This is a genomic window from Phormidesmis sp. 146-12 (genome assembly GCF_052939495.1).
Genome location: NZ_JBJPHS010000062.1, coordinates 1 through 22,828 on the forward strand (window position 1 = coordinate 1; position 22,828 = coordinate 22,828).

Annotated in this window: 21 protein-coding genes; 15 read left to right on the plus strand and 6 right to left on the minus strand. The window is 46.8% G+C overall.

Features of this window, described 5'->3' with window-relative positions; all coding sequences use genetic code 11:
* Window positions 1-440 precede the first annotated feature (440 nt).
* Window positions 441-1,247, plus strand: a complete 807-nt coding sequence (locus ACKFKF_RS22615) for an ABC transporter ATP-binding protein (protein ID WP_446869781.1) — start codon at window positions 441-443, stop codon at window positions 1,245-1,247.
* A gap of 806 nt (window positions 1,248-2,053) precedes the next feature.
* Window positions 2,054-2,977 (plus strand): phosphate/phosphite/phosphonate ABC transporter substrate-binding protein, encoded by a 924-nt coding sequence (locus tag ACKFKF_RS22620; protein WP_446869782.1) that lies wholly within the window; start codon window positions 2,054-2,056, stop codon window positions 2,975-2,977.
* Here the strand turns inward: ACKFKF_RS22620 and ACKFKF_RS22625 are convergent.
* On the minus strand, window positions 2,942-3,751 hold the full coding sequence (locus ACKFKF_RS22625; protein WP_446857997.1) for a MinD/ParA family ATP-binding protein: 810 nt from the start codon (window positions 3,749-3,751) through the stop codon (window positions 2,942-2,944). The two genes, ACKFKF_RS22620 and ACKFKF_RS22625, sit on opposite strands and share 36 nt — an antisense overlap.
* 141 nt (window positions 3,752-3,892) lie before the next feature.
* Window positions 3,893-4,957 (minus strand): c-type heme family protein, encoded by a 1,065-nt coding sequence (locus tag ACKFKF_RS22630; protein ID WP_446869783.1) that lies wholly within the window; start codon window positions 4,955-4,957, stop codon window positions 3,893-3,895.
* A gap of 431 nt (window positions 4,958-5,388) precedes the next feature.
* Between ACKFKF_RS22630 and ACKFKF_RS22635 the strand changes: the two genes are divergently transcribed.
* From ACKFKF_RS22635 to ACKFKF_RS22695, 13 genes are all read left to right on the plus strand, one after another.
* Window positions 5,389-5,637: a CTB family bacteriocin gene (locus ACKFKF_RS22635; protein ID WP_446857995.1), complete on the plus strand. Its 249-nt coding sequence runs from the start codon at window positions 5,389-5,391 to the stop codon at window positions 5,635-5,637.
* Window positions 5,638-5,695: 58 nt separating this feature from the next.
* Window positions 5,696-5,941, plus strand: coding sequence for a CTB family bacteriocin (locus ACKFKF_RS22640; RefSeq protein WP_446857994.1), 246 nt, complete (start codon window positions 5,696-5,698; stop codon window positions 5,939-5,941).
* A gap of 57 nt (window positions 5,942-5,998) precedes the next feature.
* Window positions 5,999-6,247, plus strand: a complete 249-nt coding sequence (locus ACKFKF_RS22645; protein ID WP_446857993.1) for a CTB family bacteriocin — start codon at window positions 5,999-6,001, stop codon at window positions 6,245-6,247.
* 86 nt (window positions 6,248-6,333) lie between these two features.
* Window positions 6,334-6,642, plus strand: coding sequence for a CTB family bacteriocin (locus tag ACKFKF_RS22650; RefSeq protein ID WP_446857992.1), 309 nt, complete (start codon window positions 6,334-6,336; stop codon window positions 6,640-6,642).
* Window positions 6,643-6,744: 102 nt separating this feature from the next.
* Entirely contained in the window at window positions 6,745-6,969 is a 225-nt protein-coding gene (locus ACKFKF_RS22655; protein WP_446857991.1) for a hypothetical protein, read from the plus strand.
* Between the two features lie 274 nt (window positions 6,970-7,243).
* Window positions 7,244-8,341, plus strand: a complete 1,098-nt coding sequence (locus ACKFKF_RS22660; RefSeq protein WP_446869784.1) for a cyclic nucleotide-binding domain-containing protein — start codon at window positions 7,244-7,246, stop codon at window positions 8,339-8,341.
* Window positions 8,342-8,463: 122 nt separating this feature from the next.
* Window positions 8,464-9,906, plus strand: a complete 1,443-nt coding sequence (locus tag ACKFKF_RS22665; RefSeq protein WP_446869785.1) for an NHLP bacteriocin system secretion protein — start codon at window positions 8,464-8,466, stop codon at window positions 9,904-9,906.
* A gap of 2 nt (window positions 9,907-9,908) precedes the next feature.
* Complete coding sequence (locus ACKFKF_RS22670; RefSeq protein ID WP_446869786.1) at window positions 9,909-12,161, plus strand: NHLP family bacteriocin export ABC transporter peptidase/permease/ATPase subunit; 2,253 nt, start codon at window positions 9,909-9,911, stop codon at window positions 12,159-12,161.
* A complete protein-coding gene (locus ACKFKF_RS22675) occupies window positions 12,155-15,079 on the plus strand; it encodes an NHLP bacteriocin export ABC transporter permease/ATPase subunit (protein WP_446869787.1) in 2,925 nt (974 codons plus the stop codon). The genes ACKFKF_RS22670 and ACKFKF_RS22675 overlap by 7 nt, the downstream gene beginning before the upstream one ends.
* 411 nt (window positions 15,080-15,490) lie before the next feature.
* On the plus strand, window positions 15,491-15,775 hold the full coding sequence (locus tag ACKFKF_RS22680) for a Mo-dependent nitrogenase C-terminal domain-containing protein (RefSeq protein ID WP_446869788.1): 285 nt from the start codon (window positions 15,491-15,493) through the stop codon (window positions 15,773-15,775).
* Window positions 15,776-16,014: 239 nt separating this feature from the next.
* Entirely contained in the window at window positions 16,015-16,779 is a 765-nt protein-coding gene (locus tag ACKFKF_RS22685; RefSeq protein ID WP_446869789.1) for a hypothetical protein, read from the plus strand.
* Window positions 16,780-16,868: 89 nt separating this feature from the next.
* Window positions 16,869-17,633: a hypothetical protein gene (locus ACKFKF_RS22690; protein ID WP_446869790.1), complete on the plus strand. Its 765-nt coding sequence runs from the start codon at window positions 16,869-16,871 to the stop codon at window positions 17,631-17,633.
* 202 nt (window positions 17,634-17,835) lie between these two features.
* Window positions 17,836-18,570 (plus strand): hypothetical protein, encoded by a 735-nt coding sequence (locus tag ACKFKF_RS22695; protein WP_446869791.1) that lies wholly within the window; start codon window positions 17,836-17,838, stop codon window positions 18,568-18,570.
* Between the two features lie 555 nt (window positions 18,571-19,125).
* On the opposite strand, the gene ACKFKF_RS22700 is transcribed toward ACKFKF_RS22695, so the two are convergent.
* From ACKFKF_RS22700 to ACKFKF_RS22715, 4 genes are all read right to left on the minus strand, one after another.
* On the minus strand, window positions 19,126-19,845 hold the full coding sequence (locus ACKFKF_RS22700; RefSeq protein ID WP_446857982.1) for a response regulator transcription factor: 720 nt from the start codon (window positions 19,843-19,845) through the stop codon (window positions 19,126-19,128).
* Window positions 19,846-19,892: 47 nt separating this feature from the next.
* Window positions 19,893-20,306, minus strand: a complete 414-nt coding sequence (locus tag ACKFKF_RS22705) for a hypothetical protein (RefSeq protein ID WP_446857981.1) — start codon at window positions 20,304-20,306, stop codon at window positions 19,893-19,895.
* Window positions 20,307-20,836: 530 nt separating this feature from the next.
* Window positions 20,837-21,505 carry a response regulator transcription factor gene (locus ACKFKF_RS22710; protein WP_446869792.1) on the minus strand — a complete coding sequence of 223 codons (669 nt, stop codon included), beginning with the start codon at window positions 21,503-21,505 and terminating at the stop codon, window positions 20,837-20,839.
* Window positions 21,506-21,529: 24 nt separating this feature from the next.
* A complete protein-coding gene (locus tag ACKFKF_RS22715; RefSeq protein ID WP_446869793.1) occupies window positions 21,530-22,642 on the minus strand; it encodes an ATP-binding response regulator in 1,113 nt (370 codons plus the stop codon).
* Window positions 22,643-22,828 lie beyond the last annotated feature (186 nt).

The following is a 22,828-nucleotide window of genomic DNA, read 5'->3' on the forward strand; positions in this document are numbered from 1 at the left end:
TCAGAACAATACAACTCATTTGGAAATGACGAACCGGAACAAAAGACTTCATATTACAACAGCCTGTAGCTCATACTTGGAGGATTCTACCATTACTAATGAATTAATTCTCATTAGGGAAGGCACCTCTATTGCTTTTGTCAAAGAAAACTGCTGTTGAGCTTCCAGATAAAGCTCTTCCAGGTTCTCAGCTAGGTCAGCTTCATTGCAAGATGCTCACGATATTAATCAGGACTAGTCAGATCTCTTGTTCCTTCTCCTTGGGGAGCGGGTTAGGGTGAGGGCAGAAAGACTGTGCTACACAATTGGGATGCTCCCGCACGATTTCTCTCGTCCCCCATGACCCACTCAGATATGTTGCTTCCCCTAAACACAAACCTCGACAGAATGTTAGAACTCTGATTTAATCAAGGTCATGAAGTTTATTGACAAAAATTGTCATGTCTTTACCCGCTGCCCTCACCGCTCGCAATCTTACGCTTGGTTATGAAGGAACCCCGATTGTTCAAGATTTGACTCTCGCTGTTCCACCCGGACAAATTACGGCTTTGGTGGGTGCAAACGGATGCGGAAAATCAACGCTCTTGCGCGGATTAGCCAGATTACTCAAGCCGACAAGCGGAGCAGTTTACCTTGATGGTAAATCGATCTTTAGCCGATCGACCAAAGAAGTTGCACAACAGTTAGGATTGCTTCCCCAAAACCCGATCGCACCCGAAGGGCTGACGGTAAAAGATTTAGTGGCTCAGGGACGCTATCCCTATCAAAACTGGCTACAACAATGGTCTACTCAAGATGAAAAGATTGTGCAGCGGGCGTTAGAGACAACTGATTTAGAAGGGTTTAGCGATCGCGCTTTAGATACGCTTTCCGGTGGACAACGCCAACGCGCTTGGATTGCAATGGCCCTCGCACAAGATACTGAAATTCTTTTATTAGACGAACCCACAACATTCTTAGACCTGGCGCATCAAATCGAAGTGTTAGATCTGCTCTATGACTTAAATCAGCGGCAGGAAAGAACGATCGTCATGGTGCTACATGATCTCAATCAAGCTTGTCGCTATGCAGATTATCTAATCGCTGTTAAAGAAGGGCGAATCTTTGCGGCAGGCGATCCGCAAACGGTGATGACAGAAGAGACTGTTCAAGCTGTGTTTAATCTAGACTGTCGCATTTTCTCAGACCCGATCGCAGGTACGCCGATGTGTATCCCAATTAGCCAAAAAGCAAGGGAGCGTCGATAATGTGCCTGTCCGGGGAAGCTTATGATGAAATGCTGACTCTGCTTAAAGTTCAGATTGATCTCGAAGACGAGTTCGATCAAACCTTTGCTGTGTCACGCCTGATCGATGAAGGTTATTTCAGAGGGTGACAACGAAGCTACAACGCAGGCTGGCTTGAGGAAATAGCCCTGAAACCTCGCTGGGAAAAAGGACGTTTTGGGGCTTGAGCGCAATGAGCCGATACGCCAAGGTGGAGAACAAATTGAGGCTACCATACAAGCCAATCCAAAATTGACTGTGGCGATTTTGAACACGTTTTGGTTCTTTGACCCAACAGACCTGGTTGACTGACAAAACTCCTGAAACCCTCGATTCTTCGTAGGTTGGTGTTGAGCAACGCGAAACCCAACAGCAGCCTTTCTACCGTTGCTAACGTTGGGTTTCACCAGGTTCAACCCAACCTACCTGAAAAGATTTGTCAGTCAATCAGCCCAACAGACATAGGATAGGGGCAAGCAAATCGCGACGTTTACCAGGCGATCGTACATTTTTTCTACGTCCTTTCCTAAATAGTACTACCTGATTCTCTTAAAATTCCCTAGGCTACCCAGTCAGATTAGTAACAAATAATACAGCGGTAAGCATATTTTGACTAGTTAAACACTATGAATTAGATATAGCAGTTCTAAATCGTCTGTGAGAATCGTCAATTGATGGGTGGTTACTCATTAGTCCCTAGCAATTGATTTACGACTAACCACTAGCCACCGAACTCTCACAACTCAAATAGGATAGCTATAGTACCAACTTTTAGTAAAAGCAAAATGATGAACGCAACTCCTGACAGAACACTTAAATTACTAAGTTCAGGCTTACCTCTGAAACTTTCTCGTCGTGGCTTCCTTGGTTTGATGGGACTGTCTGCCTGTCGTGCCACTCTACCCTCGTCTCAGCGTCGATCGCTGCTAGTCGGCACAGTCAGCTACGAAGAAGGCAGCAAATCCCTGGATCAGTACAATCGCTTTAAACAATACTTAAGCGAAAAAATGCAGTCATTGGTAGAGCTAGAGCCTGCTATCAACGAGGGGAGAGCTTTAGAGCGGATTCAGCGGCAGGAATGGTCGCTAGTGTTTGCGCCGCCGGGGTTGACTGCGATCGCAATCTCACAACATCAATATACGCCCCTCTTTCCGCTGTTTGGGGTACAAGGGTTGCGCTCAGTTCTGGTGGTACGAGAAGATAGCCCGATTCAGGAAATTGCAGCGATCGCAGGTAAGTCTGTAGCCTTGGGAAAGCCAGGTTCTGCAACGGGATACTATTTGCCGATTTTTAATTTATATGGTCTAACCCTGTCAGAACTGATGTTTCCACCCACGCCCAAGGCGATTTTAGAAGCAGTGGTTGAGGGTAAAGCAGCCGTCGGTGCTGTCTCGCTAGAAGAGTTTGAAACTTATAAAAGTCAGGCTAATCCTCTCAGTTTGCGAATTCTATTGACCGATGTTCACAATGTTCCGTCTGGTGCAGTTTTAATTAGTCCTACGATCGAGCGCAATGCTCAAGAATCAATTCGCAAGACTTTAAATGAAACCCCTTCTGTCGTGGCTCAAGAAGCCGGGTTTGTGACAAATGCTCCCGTCGCTGACTACAAGTATATGATCTCAGTAGTAGAGCGAGTGAGAGCCATTTTCCCAGGGGACACTCAAAAGACGGGAGCGCTACTTCAACAAAAACCCGTTCGTTTGTTTAAGTGAACTAGAACCTGTCACTTGTTTGGCGATCGCAGTCATCTCTTGAGTCCAGGGATGATTGGGATACTTCAAAGAAAAAATACCACTGCTGCCCAAATCAAACATCTCTTCACTGACTGGGAGGATGCCCGCTACGGGAGTTTCGTAAGTATTTTGGACTCGCTGCCGTAGCTCCTTAAAATCCAGTGATGGCAGGGCTTTATTGACCACGAGCATCATTTTGGGAACTTCTAGCTTACGAGCCACATCGATCGCGACAGCAGTTCCTTGATAATCCTGTTTGTCAGGACGAAGAATCAGAACAAACACATCCGAGAGAATGATCGAGAGTAGCGTTTCTTCATTGATGCCGGGATGAGTGTCAATCAACAGATAATCTAGCTTTAGCCGACGCACTAGATTTTGTAACCCATCATTGAGAAGTCGAGCATCATAGCCTTCTCTAAGAATGCGAGAGATGTCACTCATTCTAATGCTAGAAGGAATCAGATGGATACTTCCCTGACGACCGAATAAAGACTGCTTTTGTTGCAGAATTGAACTGACATCATAAACGGCTTCTTCGATGGCGCAGCGCCCCCAGAGATAGTCATTCAGGGTATAGCGCAGTCGCTCTTCTTCAAGCCCAAATAGAACATGAATTCCGGGTGATTGAATGTCAGTGTCCACTACGCCAACTCGCTTTCCAGAACGAGCAATCAGAGTCGCTAAATTACTGGTGACATTCGACTTACCAGTTCCGCCACGAAATGAGTGAATTGAGATAATTTCAGACACGGTATATCCTCAAGGTAAAGTGACTAGTGAAACATTGACCCGAACGCTTGTCCGAAAGTCCCCCAGAATTGGCAGCTTGGGGGGCTAGAAGCACAAAACAACGAAGCAAAAAGCTTTATCGAATTCACGTTAAATAGGAGCTTAATCAGTCGCAGACTCGCGTTTACTTCTCAAAGCTTTTGCTTCCTCCTGTAATTTCTGAAACGATTCTGACTCGGCGATCTCAGCAACTTGACGCGCTCGTTTGCCATCGTCAATTTCGAGACGCAATTTCTGCAACTGTTGTTTGAGTTGTTGTTCGCGGGCATAAATTTCCTGCACCATGCGTTGAAACACTCGCCCTAATTGTCCTAGTTCATCATTGCGCTTGGCGATCGGGGCTAGTTTTTCATGTTCAAACTCTGCTGCTTCTTCTGCGCTGATCTCGTTCATACTAATTTTTTGAGCAAGCTGCGCCATTGGCTTAATTGGTTGTAGTACGTTGCGCTTGAGCAAATAGTTGATGAGCAAAATCACTAGCGCGAATATGCCAATGAATATACCGATGATTAGAGAAGAGGCTCGACTGGCATCATCAAAAACTTTACTAGCAGGAACGTAAATCACCTGACTACCCAGCACTTCATTGAGCTTCCAGTTAAAGCCATTTTCTGAGCCATAGCTGGCGATGTGACTTTTGGGAGCCGCTTGTGGCGTACTGTGACAGCGCAAACAGGTTGCATTTTTCACTGAAAATGGACGGGCACTATAAAACAGCTTCTCGCCCACAGAGTCCCGAAAACCGGAGATATTTTTTAGCTTTGGGTTGCTTTGAAATTGCTTGGTAAGATCAGTTTCAAACACATCCGCCTTATCTCGCAAGTTTGTTGGATTTAGCAGAGCATCTTTGTAGAAGAAGTCTTTATATTCGTCATTTTTGCGAAGACCTTCAAAGACTTCTCTCACTGTAAAACTGGGAATCGATTCGGGGATGAATGTAGGCTGCGTCTCTACCATTGGCATCAAGAGCGGGCTAATGCGGGTGTTGGTAAACGCTCTGACTGAATTCATCGTCTCGGACAAAATCTGGCTCCGGTAAGCGATTTCACCTTCTGCTTTTTGTTCAAGCGCATGAGATAAGGCAAATCCACTCAGCGCGATCGCGCCCACAAACACCAGTGATAAAAGTAAAGTAAATTTGGTTGCTAACTTGGATTGATTTAACATTGCTGCTCCCGTTTGTATTTACAACATTGCTAGAAACTTTTGAGTGTTGCTCATCATGTTGCACTTAGAGTCTCTGAGCGATTTGCGGTCATGGTCGATCATCTATTGAGAAAAGAGGTTAAATAGCAGATCATTGGTGCTTTCACGTTTAGTGATACTGCAATATGCAGGGGTTTGATCTCCTTGTAGCTAAAAGCATCACGTTTGGTGGAGCAATTTTCGCCTGTCTATGACGAAAGTCTTAGGCGTGATCTGATAGGGTAAAGCCAAAGTTAGAGAGGCTCTATTTACTTCGTTTAGACAAAACCCAAGACGTTTTTCAGATGTGGATGAGGGGATAGAAAACCTATTCTGGTGACATCAAGCAAGGAACGCACTACAAACCGTCTGTTCTGCTTGCAATTCACTTAACTAAACCGGAAGGAAACACCATGTCTACTGAAATCAACTACCACGCTCAAGAACTGTCTGTTCAAGAACTCGATGTTGTAGCTGGCGGTGCTGGAATCGACCAACTACTCGCTAAAGACTTCGATGCGTCCTTTCAGACAGCTTCGATCAAAGATGCTCGCGCTATCAATGTTGGGCCCAATGGCGTTCAAACCGTTGAAGTAACCGAGATTGACCAAACGAAAACGGTTGCTAGTGACGATCTCCTGGCAATTGTCGGCGACTTCTAAGAGTAGCGTTCAACGTCAAGCGAAATTTCAAACACACCAAACAATCAGGAAAACAATCATGTCTAACGAAATCAACCACGCTCAAGAATTGTCCGTTCAAGAACTCGATGTCGTTGCGGGTGGTGCTGGACTTGACCAACTACTCGTCAAAGACTTCGATGCTTCGTTCAACACGGCTTCAGTCAAGGATGTCCGAGCCAATAGTGTCGGTGCGGGTGGTGCTCAGAGTCTTGAAGCAACCGAGATTGACCAAACCCAAACTGTCGCCAGCAATGACCTGATCGCGAAGCTAGGCGGTTTCTAAGCTGCACTTGCAGTTCAATCAAGTCTAAACACACACTAAACAATCAGGAAAACAATCATGTCTAACGAAATGCAGCCCAAATCTCAAGAACTGTCTACCGAAGAACTCGATGTCGTTGCGGGTGGTGCCGGACTCGACCAACTACTCGTTAAGGACTTCGACGCTTCGTTCAACACAGCTTCAGTCAAAGATGTTCGAGCCAATAGTGTCGGTGCGGGTGGCGCTCAGAGTCTTGAAGCAACTGAGATTGACCAAACCCAAACTATCGCCAGCAATGATCTGATCGCGAAGCTAGGCGAGTTCTAAAGACCACTGAACTAGAAGGGACATTCGCTAAGGCAAACCAGTCCGATGGGATACCCCTTCTAGTTGATCTAATCGTAGGAGATTCCATGTCAGATCACGAAATGGCTCCGAATGATGCGCCGTCTCAAGAAATGAGCGAGCTATCAGATGAGGAACTAGATGAGGTGGCGGGTGGTTTGAGCATACGCTTTACACTAGCGCAGTTTCAGCAATCGAAAGTTGCCTTTGCCCAGGAAACACCTCTCGGTGGGTGTGGCCCATCCCGATCAGCCTTTCAATCTGAGAACACGGCATCATCGTTCCTTGAACTCACAATCCTTGATGCAACGACTGAGGATATACAAGCTCTCGGTGGGTTGTTTGGGGGAAATGCCGCGATCGAAGGTTCGGAATAATCCGAGTTTCTATAACAGGTGGGTTAGCAGTTGAGTCCCCTGACTTGGCTGCTTCCGCTGCAATGATCAATAAAAATAACATAGTCAGGAGAAATCATCGAAATGGACAACATGAAGCCAAATAAACCGCTAGAGCTATCGGCTCAAGAGTTGGCGGCAATTGCAGGCGGTAATTCTACATTAAGAGAAGGTGAGAAACCTCCAGGGGGCTTGTATGGCACAGGTGGGATTGAGAAACAGATTAATGACAAGCTGCCTGAGTTGACCCAAAAGATTGATGAATTGCTTGAGCCGAAGTTCTACACCAGTGATGCTCCAGTTGAGTAGCTCGCCAGGTTTGTTGGTCGAGGTGAATCAGCGTCAGTTTGATTGCCTGCTCATGGGACATTCACCGCTCCCAGACTACAGATGCTCTGTTGAAGGTTGCTTGCATCAAATTCTAGTTGCTTCTACTCTCTTGGGGAGCATCTGTAGTTTTATTTTAAAGATAGGTTTTCCCTACATAAGCTGCATAACTCAGCAAAACGAATCGTGATTGTTATTGGCGCTCTTGTCCTTTCCGATCGATTTCCCCGTTAGCAACATAGAAGGAAGTTAAATTATGACAGAAGTTCTCTTAAAGGAACTAAGTAGTAGCGACATTGACTGGATTTTAGCAACGGGTCGGAGACAAGAAATCGCGGCTGGTATGACATTGATCCGTCAAGGAACACCTGTAGATGCGCTCTATATCCTGCTGGATGGGGCATTGACAGTCACGATCGCGCAGGCGGATGACAACCCGATCGGGCGGGCGTTTGCGGCTCTAGAAGGAGGCGAACTGTCAGGACGAGAAATTGCTAGACTCGCCAATGGTGAAGTTGTGGGCGAGATGCCCTTTTTAGCATCCTACCAATCTTCTACGACGGTCAAGGCACTTAGAAAGTCGTTGGTCTTAATGATTCCACAGCAGCAGCTAGTCGAAAAAATGCAGGGGGACATTACGTTTGCGGCGCATCTTTATCGAGCGATCGCTGTTCTATTAGCGCACCGACTCGAACAGATGGTGAATCAGATTGGTCACAGTACGGTTGTGTTATGTCAGCCGCAGATTCGAGAAATTCTATTTACATTTGCCGAGTTAAACGATAGTGATATTGGCTGGATGATTGCTGCGGGAACTGCTACAAGAATCCCAGCGGGAGCAGTCTTGTTTCATGCGGGAAGACCTGTCGATGCGCTGCATATTCTGCTGGATGGCAAGATGGCAGCCTCGATCGCAGAAGATACTAACAATCCTCTGACTCGCGCTTTTTCCAGCCTAGAACAGACTAATCAGGTTGAGCGTGAGTTTGCCAAATTATCGCGGGGTGACATGGTGGGCGAAACACCGTTTGTTGAAGCAAGTCCGCCAGCGATGACGATTCGGGCGATCGAGGATGCGATCGTGCTGTCGATTCCCCGATGGAAACTGGCTGCGAAATTGCTCAACGATGTAGGATTTGCGGCTCGATTTTACCGGGTGTTGGCGATTTTGTTAGCTGACAAACAGCAGGGCATTATCAATCGGCTAGGCTACGGCAGAATCACCTATAGTTCGGGTCAATCTTTGGATGAAGGCTTAACCTATGAGGATGAGCTAAGTTCTGGATTTTTGGCTCAGGTGACACTAGCAGGAACGCGGTTTGATTGGATGTTAAAACAGATTCGCGGCAATTAAATGAACGCTGCAAATAACACTCAAGCACCGTAAGTTTATAGATTTGTACCAGAGTTTAGAACACTTAATCCTGATGCGATCGATTACCTAATGAAAATTTCAATCATTTGAATGGAGTTAGTATGGTCACGATTCAAAAAAATAATCTGTTTCGCAAAGAAGCGCTTGATCGCTTATCTTCCCCAGAGCGGTTAGACCAACTCATGCAGGTGGTTCAGCCTAAGAAGTGGATTCCATTAGCAGCGATGGGATCTTTGATTGCAGTTGGGTTGACCTGGAGTGTTTTCGGTCGCATTCCAATTACCATTGCAGGGCAGGGCATATTGGTCTTTCCGAGCCAGGTTGCAGCGTTTCAGTCTCCTAGTTCTGGGAAGATTCTTACCTTGAATATTCGTCCCGGCGATCGCGTCAAAAAAGGACAGGTGTTAGCCACGATCGACCAAACTGAACTGCAAGAAAATTTAGATCTGGCACGGGCTAAACTAGCTCAACTTCAAGAGCAAGATCGTACTGCAAATTCACTGCAATTTCAGCGATCGGTGTTAGATAAGGGCGCGATTCAGCAGCAGCGTCAGGCAATTGTACAAAGCTTGGACACTACCCAGTCCGTCACACCCATTTTGCGCGAAAAAGGGCTGAATTCGATTCGTCAAGAACGGCAAAATTTGCAGCAACAGTTGCAGACGACGCAGGATCTCGTGCCCACCTTCCAACAGCGCTTTCAGATTCGCCAACAGTTGCGCCAGGAAGGAGCCGTATCGAGTGATAGTGTTCTGCAAGCACAACAAGAATTTCTCAATAGTAGAACTAAAATCAGTGAAATTGAATCGCAGCTTAAACAGCTTGATGTCAAAGAAGCAGACGCACAGCGACAATTTTTAGGAAACTTGAACGCAGTCAAAGATCTGCAAGCTCAGTTAGCCACACTAGATACCAAACTATCAAGCCAAGCAGAACAAGATTTAGCCATTGCGACGAATCGTAAAAAAGAAATTCAAGATACAGAGCGAACAATCACCCAGCTAGTCTCACAATTAAAAGGTAGTAGTCAAGTAACGAGTAATTTTGATGGACGGGTGTTAGAAGTCGTCGTTGTACCAGGGCAAACACTAGAGGAAGGCGGACGAATTGGTACGATCGAGGCTCAAGACTCTGCTGACAAGTTAGTTGGGGTTGTATTCTTCCCGGTGAGCGAAGGCAAAAAGATTCGCAAGGGCATGGAGTTGCAGGTTACGCCTTCTACGGTCAAACGAGAGCGCTTTGGTGGCATTGTGGCGACAGTGACCAATGTTTCTGCGTTTCCGGTGACTAAGGAGGGCGCGTCGAGTGTAGTAGGGGGTGCTGAAGTCTTGCAGGGGTTGACGGCTCAAGGCCCACAAATTCAAGTGTTTGCCGAGCTTCGCCAAGATCCCTCGACAAAAAGCCGTTTTCAATGGTCATCGTCTAAGGGGCCAGATACCGAAATTACATCAGGAACAACGACTTCAGTGCGCGTCAAAGTAGACGAGCAATCCCCAATTTCCTTTGTGTTTCCAATCCTGCGATCGTGGAGTGGAATGTACTAACTATGCAGCAAGTTCAAGCCTACATTGGACGTGGATTAAGACAAATTCGACGAGTTGTGAGCCGTCCCGATCGTCGCCGTCAAACGCCAACTCTCTTGCAAATGGAAGCAGTGGAGTGTGGAGCAGCAGCACTGGGCATTTTGTTGGGGTACTACGATCGCATTGTTCCCCTTGCCGAATTGCGTCAGGTTTGCGGCGTTTCACGAGATGGCAGTAAAGCCTCCAACATTCTCAACGCGGCTCGAAGCTATGGCTTAAAAACAAAAGGCTTTAAGGTCGATTTGGATGGGTTACGCAAATTAGAATGTCCCTACATTGTCTTCTGGAATTTTAATCACTTTCTAGTCGTTGAGGGCTTTAGTAAAGACAGTGTTTATCTCAATGATCCGGCAACCGGGCCGCGCACTGTTTCACCAGCAGAATTCGATCAATCTTTTACTGGCGTTGTTTTAGTGGGTGAACCGGGGCCAGAGTTTCAGCCTGGAGGACGTAAACCCAGTCTCACTTTGGCATTGTGGGAACGATTACAGAGTTCGATCGGAGCCTTAGTGTATTGTGTCATCGCAGGCTTGCTACTAGTCATTCCTGGACTTGCAATGCCAGCCTTCTCTCAGGCGTTTGTGGACAACGTTTTGATCGAAGGAAGGAATGACTGGCTACAACCCTTAATTTTAGGTATCATCTTCACCGCAGTGTTAAGCGGATTTCTAACATTACTTCAGCTTCAGTTTCTGCGTCGAATGAAAATTAAGCTGGCTGTGGGCATGTCTAGTCGATTTTTGTGGCATATTCTGCGGCTGCCTGTTAGCTTTTATGATCAGCGATTTGCAGGAGAAATTAGTAGTCGGATTCGCCTCAACGATAGTTTAGCAAGTTTACTTTCAGGACGGTTAGCGACAACTGTCATTTCAGCCGTGACCGTGGTTTTCTATGCCGTTGTTATGCTTCAATATGATGTTGTGTTGACGACGATCGGGATGGCGTTTGTAGTCGTCAATGTCTCTGTTTGGCGATGGGTTTCTCGTCAGCGCGTCGATGGTAACCTGCGACTAATGCAAGAACAAGGCAAAGTAAACGGGGTTTCCATTTCTGGTCTGCAAAGCATGGAGACGCTGAAGGCATCCGGGCTAGAATCAGAATTCTTTTCGCGTTGGGCAGGCTACTACGCCAAAGCAATCAATGCAAAACAGGAGATGGACACCACGAACCAAACGCTGGGTGTGTTGCCGTCATTCTTGACCTCAATTACATCAATGTTGTTGTTAGTCGTCGGTGGACTGCGAGTGATGGATGGCGTTCTCAGTATTGGGATGCTCATTGCCTTTCAATCCTTAATGCAACGGTTTCTAGAGCCTGTGAATAGTCTGGTAGGTTTGGCGGGCGAACTTCAAGAAATGGAAGGGAACCTAGGTCGGCTGGATGATGTGTTGCGGAATCAGATCGACCCCATTGTTCAAAAAGAAATCACTGCGCCGCTTGATGAGCTTTCGGCTGCCAATGTTCGGTTACAAGGGTATATTGAACTTCGCAACCTTACCTTTGGCTACAATCGCTCTGCGCCTCCCTTGATTGAAAATCTGAGTCTTTCGCTCAAACCGGGTCAGCGAGTTGCCCTAGTGGGAGGAAGTGGTTCAGGGAAATCGACGGTTGCTAAATTAGTGTGCGGATTGTATGAGCCGTGGTCAGGAGAAATTTTGTTTGATGGACAATCGAGGGCACAGCTTCCGCGATCGATTATCACTCACTCAATGGCGCTGATCGAACAAGACATCTCACTGTTTGCAGGCAGTGTCCGAGACAACCTTACACTATGGGATTCGACTGTTCCGTTTAGCAATCTAGTTCGCGCTTGTAAAGATGCGGCGATTCAGGAGGTTGTGCTATCTATGCCGGGAGGCTACAATGCTGACCTGGCAGAAGGAGCAACTAACTTAAGCGGTGGTCAGCGACAGCGATTAGAGATTGCTCGTGCTTTGGTCAACAATCCTGCAATTTTAGTCATGGATGAAGCCACCAGCGCGCTCGATTCTGAAGCTGAGAGAGTGATTGATCAAAAACTTCGGGAACGCGGCTGTACTTGCGTGATCGTGGCGCATCGACTGAGTACGATTCGAGATTGTGACGAGATTATTGTCTTCGATCGCGGCAAAGTCGTGCAACGAGGCACGCATGAAACCTTACAGCAGGTCGAAGGAAAATACTTGCAACTGATTCGCAGCGAAGGGGAAGGAGTTCAGGAGGAATCGTCATGTTAGATCAAGTTCGGACGGTTGGTTTGCCCGGAGAGTACCATTCGCTAAAAGGCAATGAGCCGCTAGTTTTAGATGATTCACAAACAATGTGGGTGGTGAAGTCGGGGTCATTGGCACTGTTTGCGATTCCTCTCAGAGAAGGCATTGCAGAAGGAACTCGCCGCTACTTGTTTACCACTCGATCGCGACAAGCCATGTTTGGTATTTCAGGTGATTCTGAAGCATTACCCTACCAACTACTTGCCGTCTCGATCGAGGAAACTGAGCTACTAAAAGTCTCGATCGCTGATTTTCGAGAATTCCTTGCAGACGGGAATGGGGAAGCACTCACTTTAGCAGAGAGTTGGATTGAGCAACTAGGATTAACACTGTCTGCGGTTGTTCCTCCTACTCTAGTATTTCAAGAGGAAGGGGTGCGCTACTTCTCGCTCACAGAGGGGCAGATCTTTCAACCCCAGCGAGAGCTTGTTTCCTGGGTGCAGCTTCAAAGCGGATATGCAGTTTGGATGGGATTTGAGGAACTACTACTCACACCCCAATCAGGACTGTTGCCAGTGAGTGCCGATATGTGGTTTCAAGCCGGGGATACGATCGAGCTTTCTTGTCAAAAAACGTCTGAAATTGACGATCCCAACACCGTGCTGATGGGAATTTTTCAGCTTCAAATCTATGTGCTTCAAAGTATTTACTTACTAGAGCAACAAGAAACCCATACAGAGCTAAAGCGATTTCAAGAACGGCAACACCTCAATCGTCAAGTCATGGAGGAAACGCTAGGCGAACTTGCTTCATTGCTACAATCACCAAAGTTCACGACTGCTGAAACGGGTGCCAGCGACCCAGATCAAGCGTTACTGATTGCGGCGGGTGCAGTTGGCAAAGTGTTAGGTGTGACGATTCGGCCGCCTGCAAAATCTGAAGATCTGAAGCGAGTTCAAGATCCGCTGCAAGCGATCGCTCGTGCCTCTCGGTTAAGAATGCGATCAATTTCCCTACAGGGTCAGTGGTGGAAAAAAGATTGTGGTGCCATGCTTGCTTACACATTAGAGGATAACCATCCTGTTGCAGTGTTGCCCATCTCAGACACCCACTACGAGATTTTTGACCCCGTTGAGAGAACGCGCACACCGATCACAGCTAAAAGTGCTGCCAAGCTAACCTCGACTGGATATACGTTTTACCGTCCGTTACCGGACAAAGTGCTGACGACGATCGACCTGGTAAAGTTCGCGCTACAGGGACACTATAAGGAATTGCTAGTTGTTCTGACGGCGGGTATAGCAACAACCCTGCTAGGAATGATCACGCCGCAAGCTACTGCTATTCTAATCGACAGTGCCATCCCCGATGCAAATCGCAGTCTACTGATGCAAATCGCTTTAGCACTGGTAGCAACCGCTTTTGGGAGTACCCTATTTCAACTTGCCCAAGGGATTGCTATTATGCGAGTTGAAACCTTTGCCGATGCTTCCACTCAGTCTGCTGTTTGGGATCGACTGCTAAATCTCAAAGCCTCCTTCTTTCGGCAGTACTCGATCGGTGACCTCAATTCCAGGGTGAGCGCTGTTAGTCAAATTCGTCAAAAGCTAAGTAGCACGGTTCTGAGAAGTATTTTCACTAGCTTGTTTGCCTTGCTTAATCTCGGTCTACTGTTTTACTACAACCCCGCATTGGCTCTGATTGCGACTGTTGTTGCACTGATTAACATTACCGTAACGCTGGTTTCTGGCATTTCGACGCTCCGCAAGATTCGCCCGCTCATGGAGCTACAGGGACAGCTTTTTGGAGTGATGATCCAATTGATTAACGGTGTGCCCAAACTTCGAGTCGCTGGGGCTGAAGCTCGTGCTTTTGCGTTTTGGGGCAAACAGTACAGTCAACAGATCAAGTGGATGCTGAGTACGCAGGGCATCGAAGATTATCTGGCAGTGATCAATAAAATTCTGCCTGCATTAACCACAGCAACACTCTTCTGGTTTGCGGCGAGCTTTCTTCAGCAATCACAGTCTCAAGAAGGCGGGTTGTCTACAGGTGTGTTTTTAGCATTCAATGCAGCATTTGGGACTTTTATCAGTGGTGCAACAAGTTTGAGTAGTACGGTGGTGGATGTCCTCAAAATTGTCCCTTTGTGGGAGCGGGCGCAACCCATTCTAGAAGCCAAACCTGAAGTTGATTCTGAGAAGGCTGATCCGGGTCGTTTGTCAGGCCGAGTCGTCGTCGATCATGTGATTTTTCGCTACCGAGATGATGGCCCTTTGACGTTGGATGATGTGAGCGTTCGGGCTGAACCGGGTGAATTTATTGCCTTTGTGGGTGCGTCCGGTAGTGGAAAGTCAACGCTATTTCGATTGCTCCTGGGGTTTGATGTTCCTGAATCGGGCACGATCTACTACGATGGACAGGATTTATCAGGGTTAGATGTTCACGCAGTCCGGCGGCAACTAGGCGTGGTAATGCAAAATAGCCGCTTAACCTCCGCTTCTATATTTGAAAACATTGCTAGTGGTGCCATGATCACAATGGAAGAAGCCTGGGAAGCGGCTCGAATGGCTGGCTTTGCTGAAGACATCGAATCTATGCCAATGGGAATGCATACGGTGATCAGCGAAGGAGGAACCAATGTTTCGGGAGGGCAACGACAACGATTGTTAATTGCCCGATCGCTGGCCCTAAAACCCAAAATCCTCTTATTCGACGAAGCCACCAGTGCCTTAGACAATCGGACTCAGGCGATCGTCAGCCAAAGCTTAGAACGTCTCAAAGTTACTCGTATTGCGATCGCTCACCGCTTGAGTACCATTCGCAACGCCGATCGCATCTATGTTTTCCAAAGTGGTCGCGTCGTTCAACAAGGCACCTTCGATCAACTCGCTAACCAAGCAGGATTGTTTGCTGAACTCATGGAACGCCAAAAGCTCTGAGCAGCCTCTAGCAATCGAATAAGAAACGGATGCGCGATCGGTCAACATACTGATTACGCATCTGTTTTTTGAGTAGACTTCCTGCACGAATCATAGATGCCCTCCGACTAAAGTCGGGGCTACAAGAGCAAAGTGTGCCTTCGCACACTAAAGAGGCGATTTTAACCGTTAGTCCACGGAGGTGGACTTTGTTCTGATAGTAGCGATTTCAATCGCCAGGTATTCATGCAGGAAGTCTAGTGTCAACTTTTCTAGAATCGCATGACAAAAGTCATAGAAAATGGTCTGTCTAAAATCACAAATGTCATAGAGAAAGTCACTCATTCGTTGAGGTCAATCCATGACGTTCTTCAGACGTTTATCCTCACTGAAATTTCTAAGATAAAGCTAATTTGAATCGAGAATAAACCAATGAAACGCCTCATCTCAGCTTACACAATTAATCTACTTTCTTTTGCTCAACAATGGCTTGGATCAATCGAAATCTGTCATCCAACTGTGGCTCGATCGCTCTGCAAACTTATTCCGGGTCGGTGTCCATTTGAGCGAGAGATCGAACTTTTTGGCTACCGAATCCTCTCTATTCCACCGCTTTGCAAATTGAATCCTTTCTACGATCAATTCGTTGAAATCCGGTTCAAATCGCTGTCTTACTTAGCTGACCATTGTGGTGAAGATGTCACTCTCTATTGTTGAAGGTTCTATTGTTAAAGGTTCTATTGTTAAAGGGAAAATCATGACGACTCTCTCTGAAGTTTTCACACTCAATATCAGCTTTGTACTGACCTTACTCCAGTTTAATCCCTCTCTGATTGCAGAGGCGCTGCCCTGCACTAGAGACCACACAAATTTAGCTTCTCTCTCGAATGCTTCCAACACTCCAAGTAGTATCAAAGTCCCCCTAAACCTGCTCCTGTTTCACCTTACCAAATCTAATGAGCCAGCATTCCTTAAATGATTGTCCTCCCGCTTCATTCATGACCGTAGAAGAAGCCTTAGTTCTGCTCGATACGGTACTAGAAGGACAAAACCTGAAGGACATTCAGGAGAAAGTTTTCCGCTATTCTTGGCACGGCTGGACGTATGAGGCGATCGCTCACCAGCTTGGCTACGACACGGGTCATATTCGAGATGTTGGATCTCAACTATGGCAACAACTTAGTCAACTTTTTGGAGAGTTAGTTACTAAAAAAAACCTACAAACTGTTTTGCGACGACAGCATCAAAGAAAACAAAAAAGTATCGCTCCTATATATAGTTTTGATAATAGACTAATGATTGCGAGTGATAGTGCGAATACCAGCAACTTTACTAGCTCGCTAACCACAAAATCTGATCACAGTGGAGAAGCCTCTCTGGAGGTTGCGGTGTTCTACGGTCGTCGTCAAGAGATCACTCAACTACAACACTGGATAGTTCAAGATCAGTGTCGGCTTATCGCCATTGTTGGAATGGGAGAAATGGAAAGAAACTCTCTGACTAGAAAGCTTTCAGAACATTTTCCGCAAAAAGTTAATAGTTTAATTTGGCAGTCTTTAGATCACGCACTATTGCTCGAAGATACATTGCCAATCTTGCTTCAATACTCAGATCAAATTTCGTCACAGCCGATGTCGATCGCAGCCCAGGTTTTCCAACTCATCGAGTATTTACGAACTTCACAATATTTGTTGATCCTAGCGAGAAAAACAACCTATTGAGTACGATCGCAAATCCGACATTTTCCGACTGCCAAACCCCGCTCTAGTTTTTATGGTTAAAGAATCAAACCACAGCTTGGAGACCTATTGTGACTCAATCAGAACGCCCAAAAACTCAACCCGAAGCCAGTCTATTTAAGTTTAGCGATCGAGAGGGAACTACTAAAATTGCCTTCTATCCTCAAGCCCCCAAAGCGCAGAGCGGGCGAGAATCTCAGCTTGACTATCGAGGTGTCGAAGGTAGCTTTACGTTTCGAGGGGAGCAAATTACTCAACAACAAAGTAAGCTCGGTTTGCTGATTAGCGTTACCCTCAAGCCTGATGTAGACGCAGGAGAATTGTCACTCACCCTGATACTTCCTCCTGTTAACTTAGCAGGTGAAAAGCAGCAAGACTTTACAACCTTGGCGGTTAAAGCTCAAAGCTTGGGGTTTGTGGTGGATCGATCCGGCGCACAACTCAAGTACGAAGTGTTACCGCTCAAAGGGATTGCTGAGGGTGCTGTGCTGACTGAGCCTGATTCTACTCATACAGATGTTACGGTGACTGATGTCAGCCTAGTTTTGTTAGAGAGTAATCCGCCCCAAGTGCAGATTATTGCTCGCGGTACAGTGCCTTCGACGGGTTGGACAAATCCCCAGTTGGTGCCCGTTGTTTATATCCAAGCGCCTCCCGACTGCATCTATGAGTTTGACTTTGTTGCGACTCCTCCCAAAGAGCCTGCCGCACAGGTGATTACCGCGATCGTTGCCAGGGGTGTATTTCCGGCTCAAGGACTGCGAGGAGTGCGGGTCAAGGGAGTATTAGCCCTGCTGCAAGGAGACTTTCCAGATTGTAGAGGGGCTGAGAAATAAATTCCCGGACTTTGTTCTGATAGCAGCAGTCGTATAGAAAGTCTAATCAACGATCGCTCAGGATTACGTTTTGATAAATTGCTCTACCACTCAAGTTTTGTGCTGTCAGACATCAGAACTTGATGCCCAAAATAATCAATTAAACCATTACCAGGAGTCAATCATGGACAAGTTACGGTTACGAGGTTTCATGAGTGTAATCATGAGTTTAGTGCTAGTCACAGTAATCGGAATTTACACACCAGCCTATGCTGTGATCGATTGTGATGCAAATCCAACTGCACCCAAGTGTTCGGGAGAACCGATTCCCAAACCCAAGCCCAAACCCATTCCTAAGCCTGCTCCGGCTCCCGCCCCCATTACCAATTATCCAGCCGCGATCGCGTTTATTCTACAACGCTCAGACCTGATCGAACAAACGATCGATACCGTCTGGAGAGACTTTGGCAAAGGAGTTGCTGCACAGCAGATCAAAGACCAACTCAATGGCAAGCGAGTCGGTAAAGGCATGAGAATCAAAGACGTGAATGTCAACCTCAGAGATGTTAGCGTTAAAGAAGTGACGGCCGGCCCTGGTGCCAATCAAGTAAGCGTCAGGGTGGTTGTTCCTCAAAATAACGAGAACTTCCATGTTTCTGTTCCTGTTGTCCCAGATCCCTCCTTCAGAGTGTTTCATACATTGAATATGAATCTGATCTTTTCGGTAGACACCTCCAGCGATCCTATCAAGGTTAATCAACTCTCTGTGCAGGTTGCTGATGCCGACATTCGCGGGTCTAACCTAGTTGGGACAGTTGTTAAATCAGTGGGTGATTTCTTCACAGGAGGCAGCTTTAGTAGTGGTCTAGAGTCTCGCATCAATCAGAATCGTGATCTGACAAATCAACTAGCGGGAACCATCAAGTCTGCTATCGATCGCTTACCCATTCTTCGTTAACCAGACCCAAATTCACCAAACCTCTCGATTACAAATCTAGGAACACCCCCAAATCCCCCACTCAAGGACTTTGAACCAAAACGCTTGCTTTAAAGTCCCCCAGAATTGGGGGTTGGGGGGCAGAAGACCAGGGAGCATCTCAATTGTGTAACATAGTCTTTCTGCCCTCACACTCTCCCCAAGGCTACCGTGTATACATAAGTCGATTGATCTGTACTTGCCGTAATCCTTCGCCCCCTAAATCCCCCAAATTTGGGGGACTTTGAACGCTGATCAGGGTTCTAAATTCTGGAAGTCTTTTTTGCTTAAAGTCCCCCAGAATGGGGGATTTAGGGGGCTGAAGCCGACTAGAACGAAGTGAGTATAGACTTGTGTATACACCGTAGCTCCCCAAGGAGAGGGAACAAGAGATCTGACTCCCTTCTCACTGGGGAGAAAGGCTGGCAAAGCTCTCGCCCCACTTCGTGAGGAGAGCAATCCGAGATCTTGCACAATTGGGATGCTCCCGAAGACCAGAACATCGCAGCGAAAAACCTGCATCGAACTAATGTTTAACTAGAACGATCGCTCCCCTTCTGATTGGCTTCCTAGTCTGGCAGTTAGTGTGTTCCTTTCAGTTGAAATAGAATTTGCATAGATTGCAAGCTGCGATCGATTCTTGAAATTGAGGCGGCTCAGAATACTCGTCACATGCGTTTTCACAGTTCCTTCTGTAATGTAAAGCTGTTGAGCAATTTCACGATTAGTTGCTCCGACAGCCAGCAGCCGTAACACTTCTTGTTCTCGTGCGGTGAGTTCTGATGGCTTGGGTGGAGGCGATCCTGTCGTTTGATCGGGAGCCGATTCCATTGACAACAGTTTGTCAAACAACCCTGGCCCAAATTGAGTGTAGCCATAGTACCCAAAGCGAATCGCATCGGCTAACTCTTTAGAAGGCATATCTTTAAGCAAATATCCTTTTGCCCCGGCTCGAATTGCGCCTGCTAGATACGCATCATCATCAAACGTACTTAAGACCAGAACTTTGACATTCGGGAAATTTTGAGTAATGAGTTTAGTCGCGGTTCGGCCATCCATTTCGGGCATCCGAATATCCATTAGCACCACATCAGGTTGCAGAGCCTCTACCTGCTCTAGAGCAACTTTGCCATTTTCAGCATCGCCCACCACCTGCAAATCAGGCTCCTGTTCTAACATGGCTTTGAGTCCCTGACGAATCAGACTCTGGTCATCAACAATTAACAGGCGAATGGGAGAGGATTCATCACGCTTCATCGGGGCACCTCTGTATGAGTTAGATGGGCGATCGCAGCAGGGTTCAATTAGCACTCGACGAGTCGAGCAATTCCCTGGCACGATCGCGCTTGATGGGTCTCGACTTGTCCTTCAACTCGCCGCCAACTTTTGGGCTGTGGAAGTCGTCGAGTCGTAGTAATAACTTCAACTTGGATTAACTGCTCCATTACATTCACAGGTAGGTACACTGTGGGCAACAGCAGCGTTAGTAACGTTTCGCTTCTTTGATCAAAGTCAGATGTTAAAGTGACGGTGATTAATCTCCCGATCGTGGTTGCAACCAGGCTGATTTCGTCACCGCTAAAATGGCAGATGCGATCAACATGCAAGGTTTGATAATCAAGTTTTGGAATACCTGTTTGATACTCGATCGAATACAGAATTTCAGTGTCGCGATCGTGAAGAATAAACTGATTGGGTTCAAACACCTGATTGCTCATGATGAGTTCATGGGGAGACGTGCTTGGGGGTCTTCCGCAGATCAGCTTGAATTTCACTTCGACAACAAACTCAACGGTGGGAATGCAGCCCCCAATTTGACAGCCTTACTTTACCAAAGCTGAGAGGCGGCTCACATCACATAAATGTCACGACTTGAGAATGACATCTGTCATGCTGTTTGAGGCAATCGGTCATGTTAAATCCTGTAATGACGACTTTTCTTTACACGGGTGATGTATTACGCTTATGCAGGTGCCTGTTTATCAGTCAGCATTTCCTAACAGATAGGCGTTGGACAGGTTCTCTCGGATAAGACTTCTAGTTCAAAATCTCTCACGGGTAGGGATTTAGCAGACTGCCCGAATCTTGTACCAAATAAACCAACAAATGATACTCATAAAAATCAGTTAATTCACCGATTTCTATCTCTCAGATTTGAAAAGAACCTATCAGGGAAGCCGTTTCAAAGTCCCCCAAAATGGGGAATTTAGGGGGCGAGAATCTGTATCAGTAACTAGTGGATTTGGTATTACATTAACCAGGTGCGATAAGAGTTGGCCACAATTGATGCCTGAGTGCGATCGCGCAAATCTAGCTTGGTCAAAATGTGTGAAATGTGGTTTCTCACGGTTCCTTCGGTCAGATGGAGCGTTTGGGCGATTTCTCGATTACTTGCGCCTGTGGCAACCGATCGCAGGATTTCTCGCTCTCTGTCGGTGAGTTCCATTAAGCCTGGAGGGAGTGACTCTGGTTTTGAGACGGGCGCTTCAGCAATCACTTTTTCGACAATTCCTGGCCCAAATTGAGTGTAGCCCTGATGAATCGCGCGGATCGCCTGGGCAAGCTCATCAGTGGGAGTATCTTTGAGCAAATACCCTTTTGCGCCAAAGTGTAGCGCTTCTGCAACATAGGTTGTGTCGTTAAAAGTCGTGAGAACTAACACTTTGAGCGTTGGAAACTGCTGACAAATCACCTGTGTAGCTTCTACTCCATTCATCACAGGCATTCTAATATCCATCAACACAACATCCGGAAAGGACGTGTCCGTTGTGACCTTTTGTAGGGCTTCAAGCTGTGCGATCGCACATCGACCGTTTTCTGCTTCACCGACAATTTGAAAGTCAGGCTTTGTTTCTAGCAAGATCTTCAGCCCTCGCCGGACAATTTCCTGGTCGTCTACTAATAGGACTCGAATCATCGTAAATGCCTCGCAATAGGGCAATTAAGTTCCATTGTTGAAGGGATGGTTTTCTCTAGAAAAGTGAGCGACAATTTGACACCCCGCACCCGGATTGCTGATGATCTGTAGTTGTCCACCCAGCGCAGTCGATCGCTCTTTCATTCCTCGCAGTCCATACCCCATTGTGGCTTGATCTAGTTGAAACCCTCTTCCATTATCTTGCAGAGTGAGCGACAAGCCTGCATCCGTAGTCTCAATTTGAATCTGAACGATCGTCGCTTCGGCATATTTACAAATGTTAGTCAGCCCTTCTTGAATAATCCGGTAGACGACGTGATTGATTGCAGTAGACAGGGGTTGAGAGAGATCGATTTGGCACTCTGGCATCACATCCGTTAAGTGATAAAACTCCTCAGCAAGGTTAACGATCGCGCCTTCGAGCAGTTGTCCCTGTAGGGGATCAGAACGAATCGCAGACACCGAGTGACGCACCGCTTCCAGAGCTTCAGAACCGAGTTTTTTGGCTTCGATTAGCGTCGATCGGGCGCGATCGGTGTCTACCCCCCAGAGTGTCAGGGCTGCCTCCATTTGAATGTTGAGCGCGACGAGAGAATGCCCCAGTGAGTCGTGAATGTCTCGTGCAATACGATTGCGTTCTTCTAGCGCCGCCATTGCTTCGATCCGTTGATTGAGGGCGCGCTCCTGGTCGAGCGATCGTTGCAGGTCTGCCTGAGTCTGCTGCAATTGATGATTTTGGGTTTGAAGCTGTCGCTGTAGGCGGCAAAGTTTGAGTTGGTGTTCGATGCGAACCAGCACTTCTTCAATTTGAAAAGGCTTGTTAATAAAGTCAACGCCGCCCACTGAGAACGCTTTTACTTTATCGACTGCCTCGTTTAAGGCGCTAATAAAAATGACGGGAATTTCTTTGAGTTGAGCATTAGATTTGAGACGCTGACACACTTCATAGCCGTTCATTCCGGGCATGTTGATGTCCAGTAAAACGAGATCAGGTGGCTGAGTTTGCATTCCGATCAGCGCGATCGACCCATTGGTGACACTCCGTACTTCATATCCCTGGGCAGCCAGCATTGCAGATAAGAGACGAAGGTTATCCAATGTGTCGTCAACGATTAGAATGTCTCCTTTAGCGTTCATATTGTTTTAACACCATCAGCGCTCAAGACGGAATTCCTACAAAAACTGCAAATGGTGACAGCCATAGAATTTATAGAGATTAAGGATTGAAGGGTGCGTCTAAAAACCAGCGTTGCTAAATTCGTCGATCTGTTTCTACATACTCTGTTTCTACATAATCTGTTCTTATATAAAGCGTAATAGTTG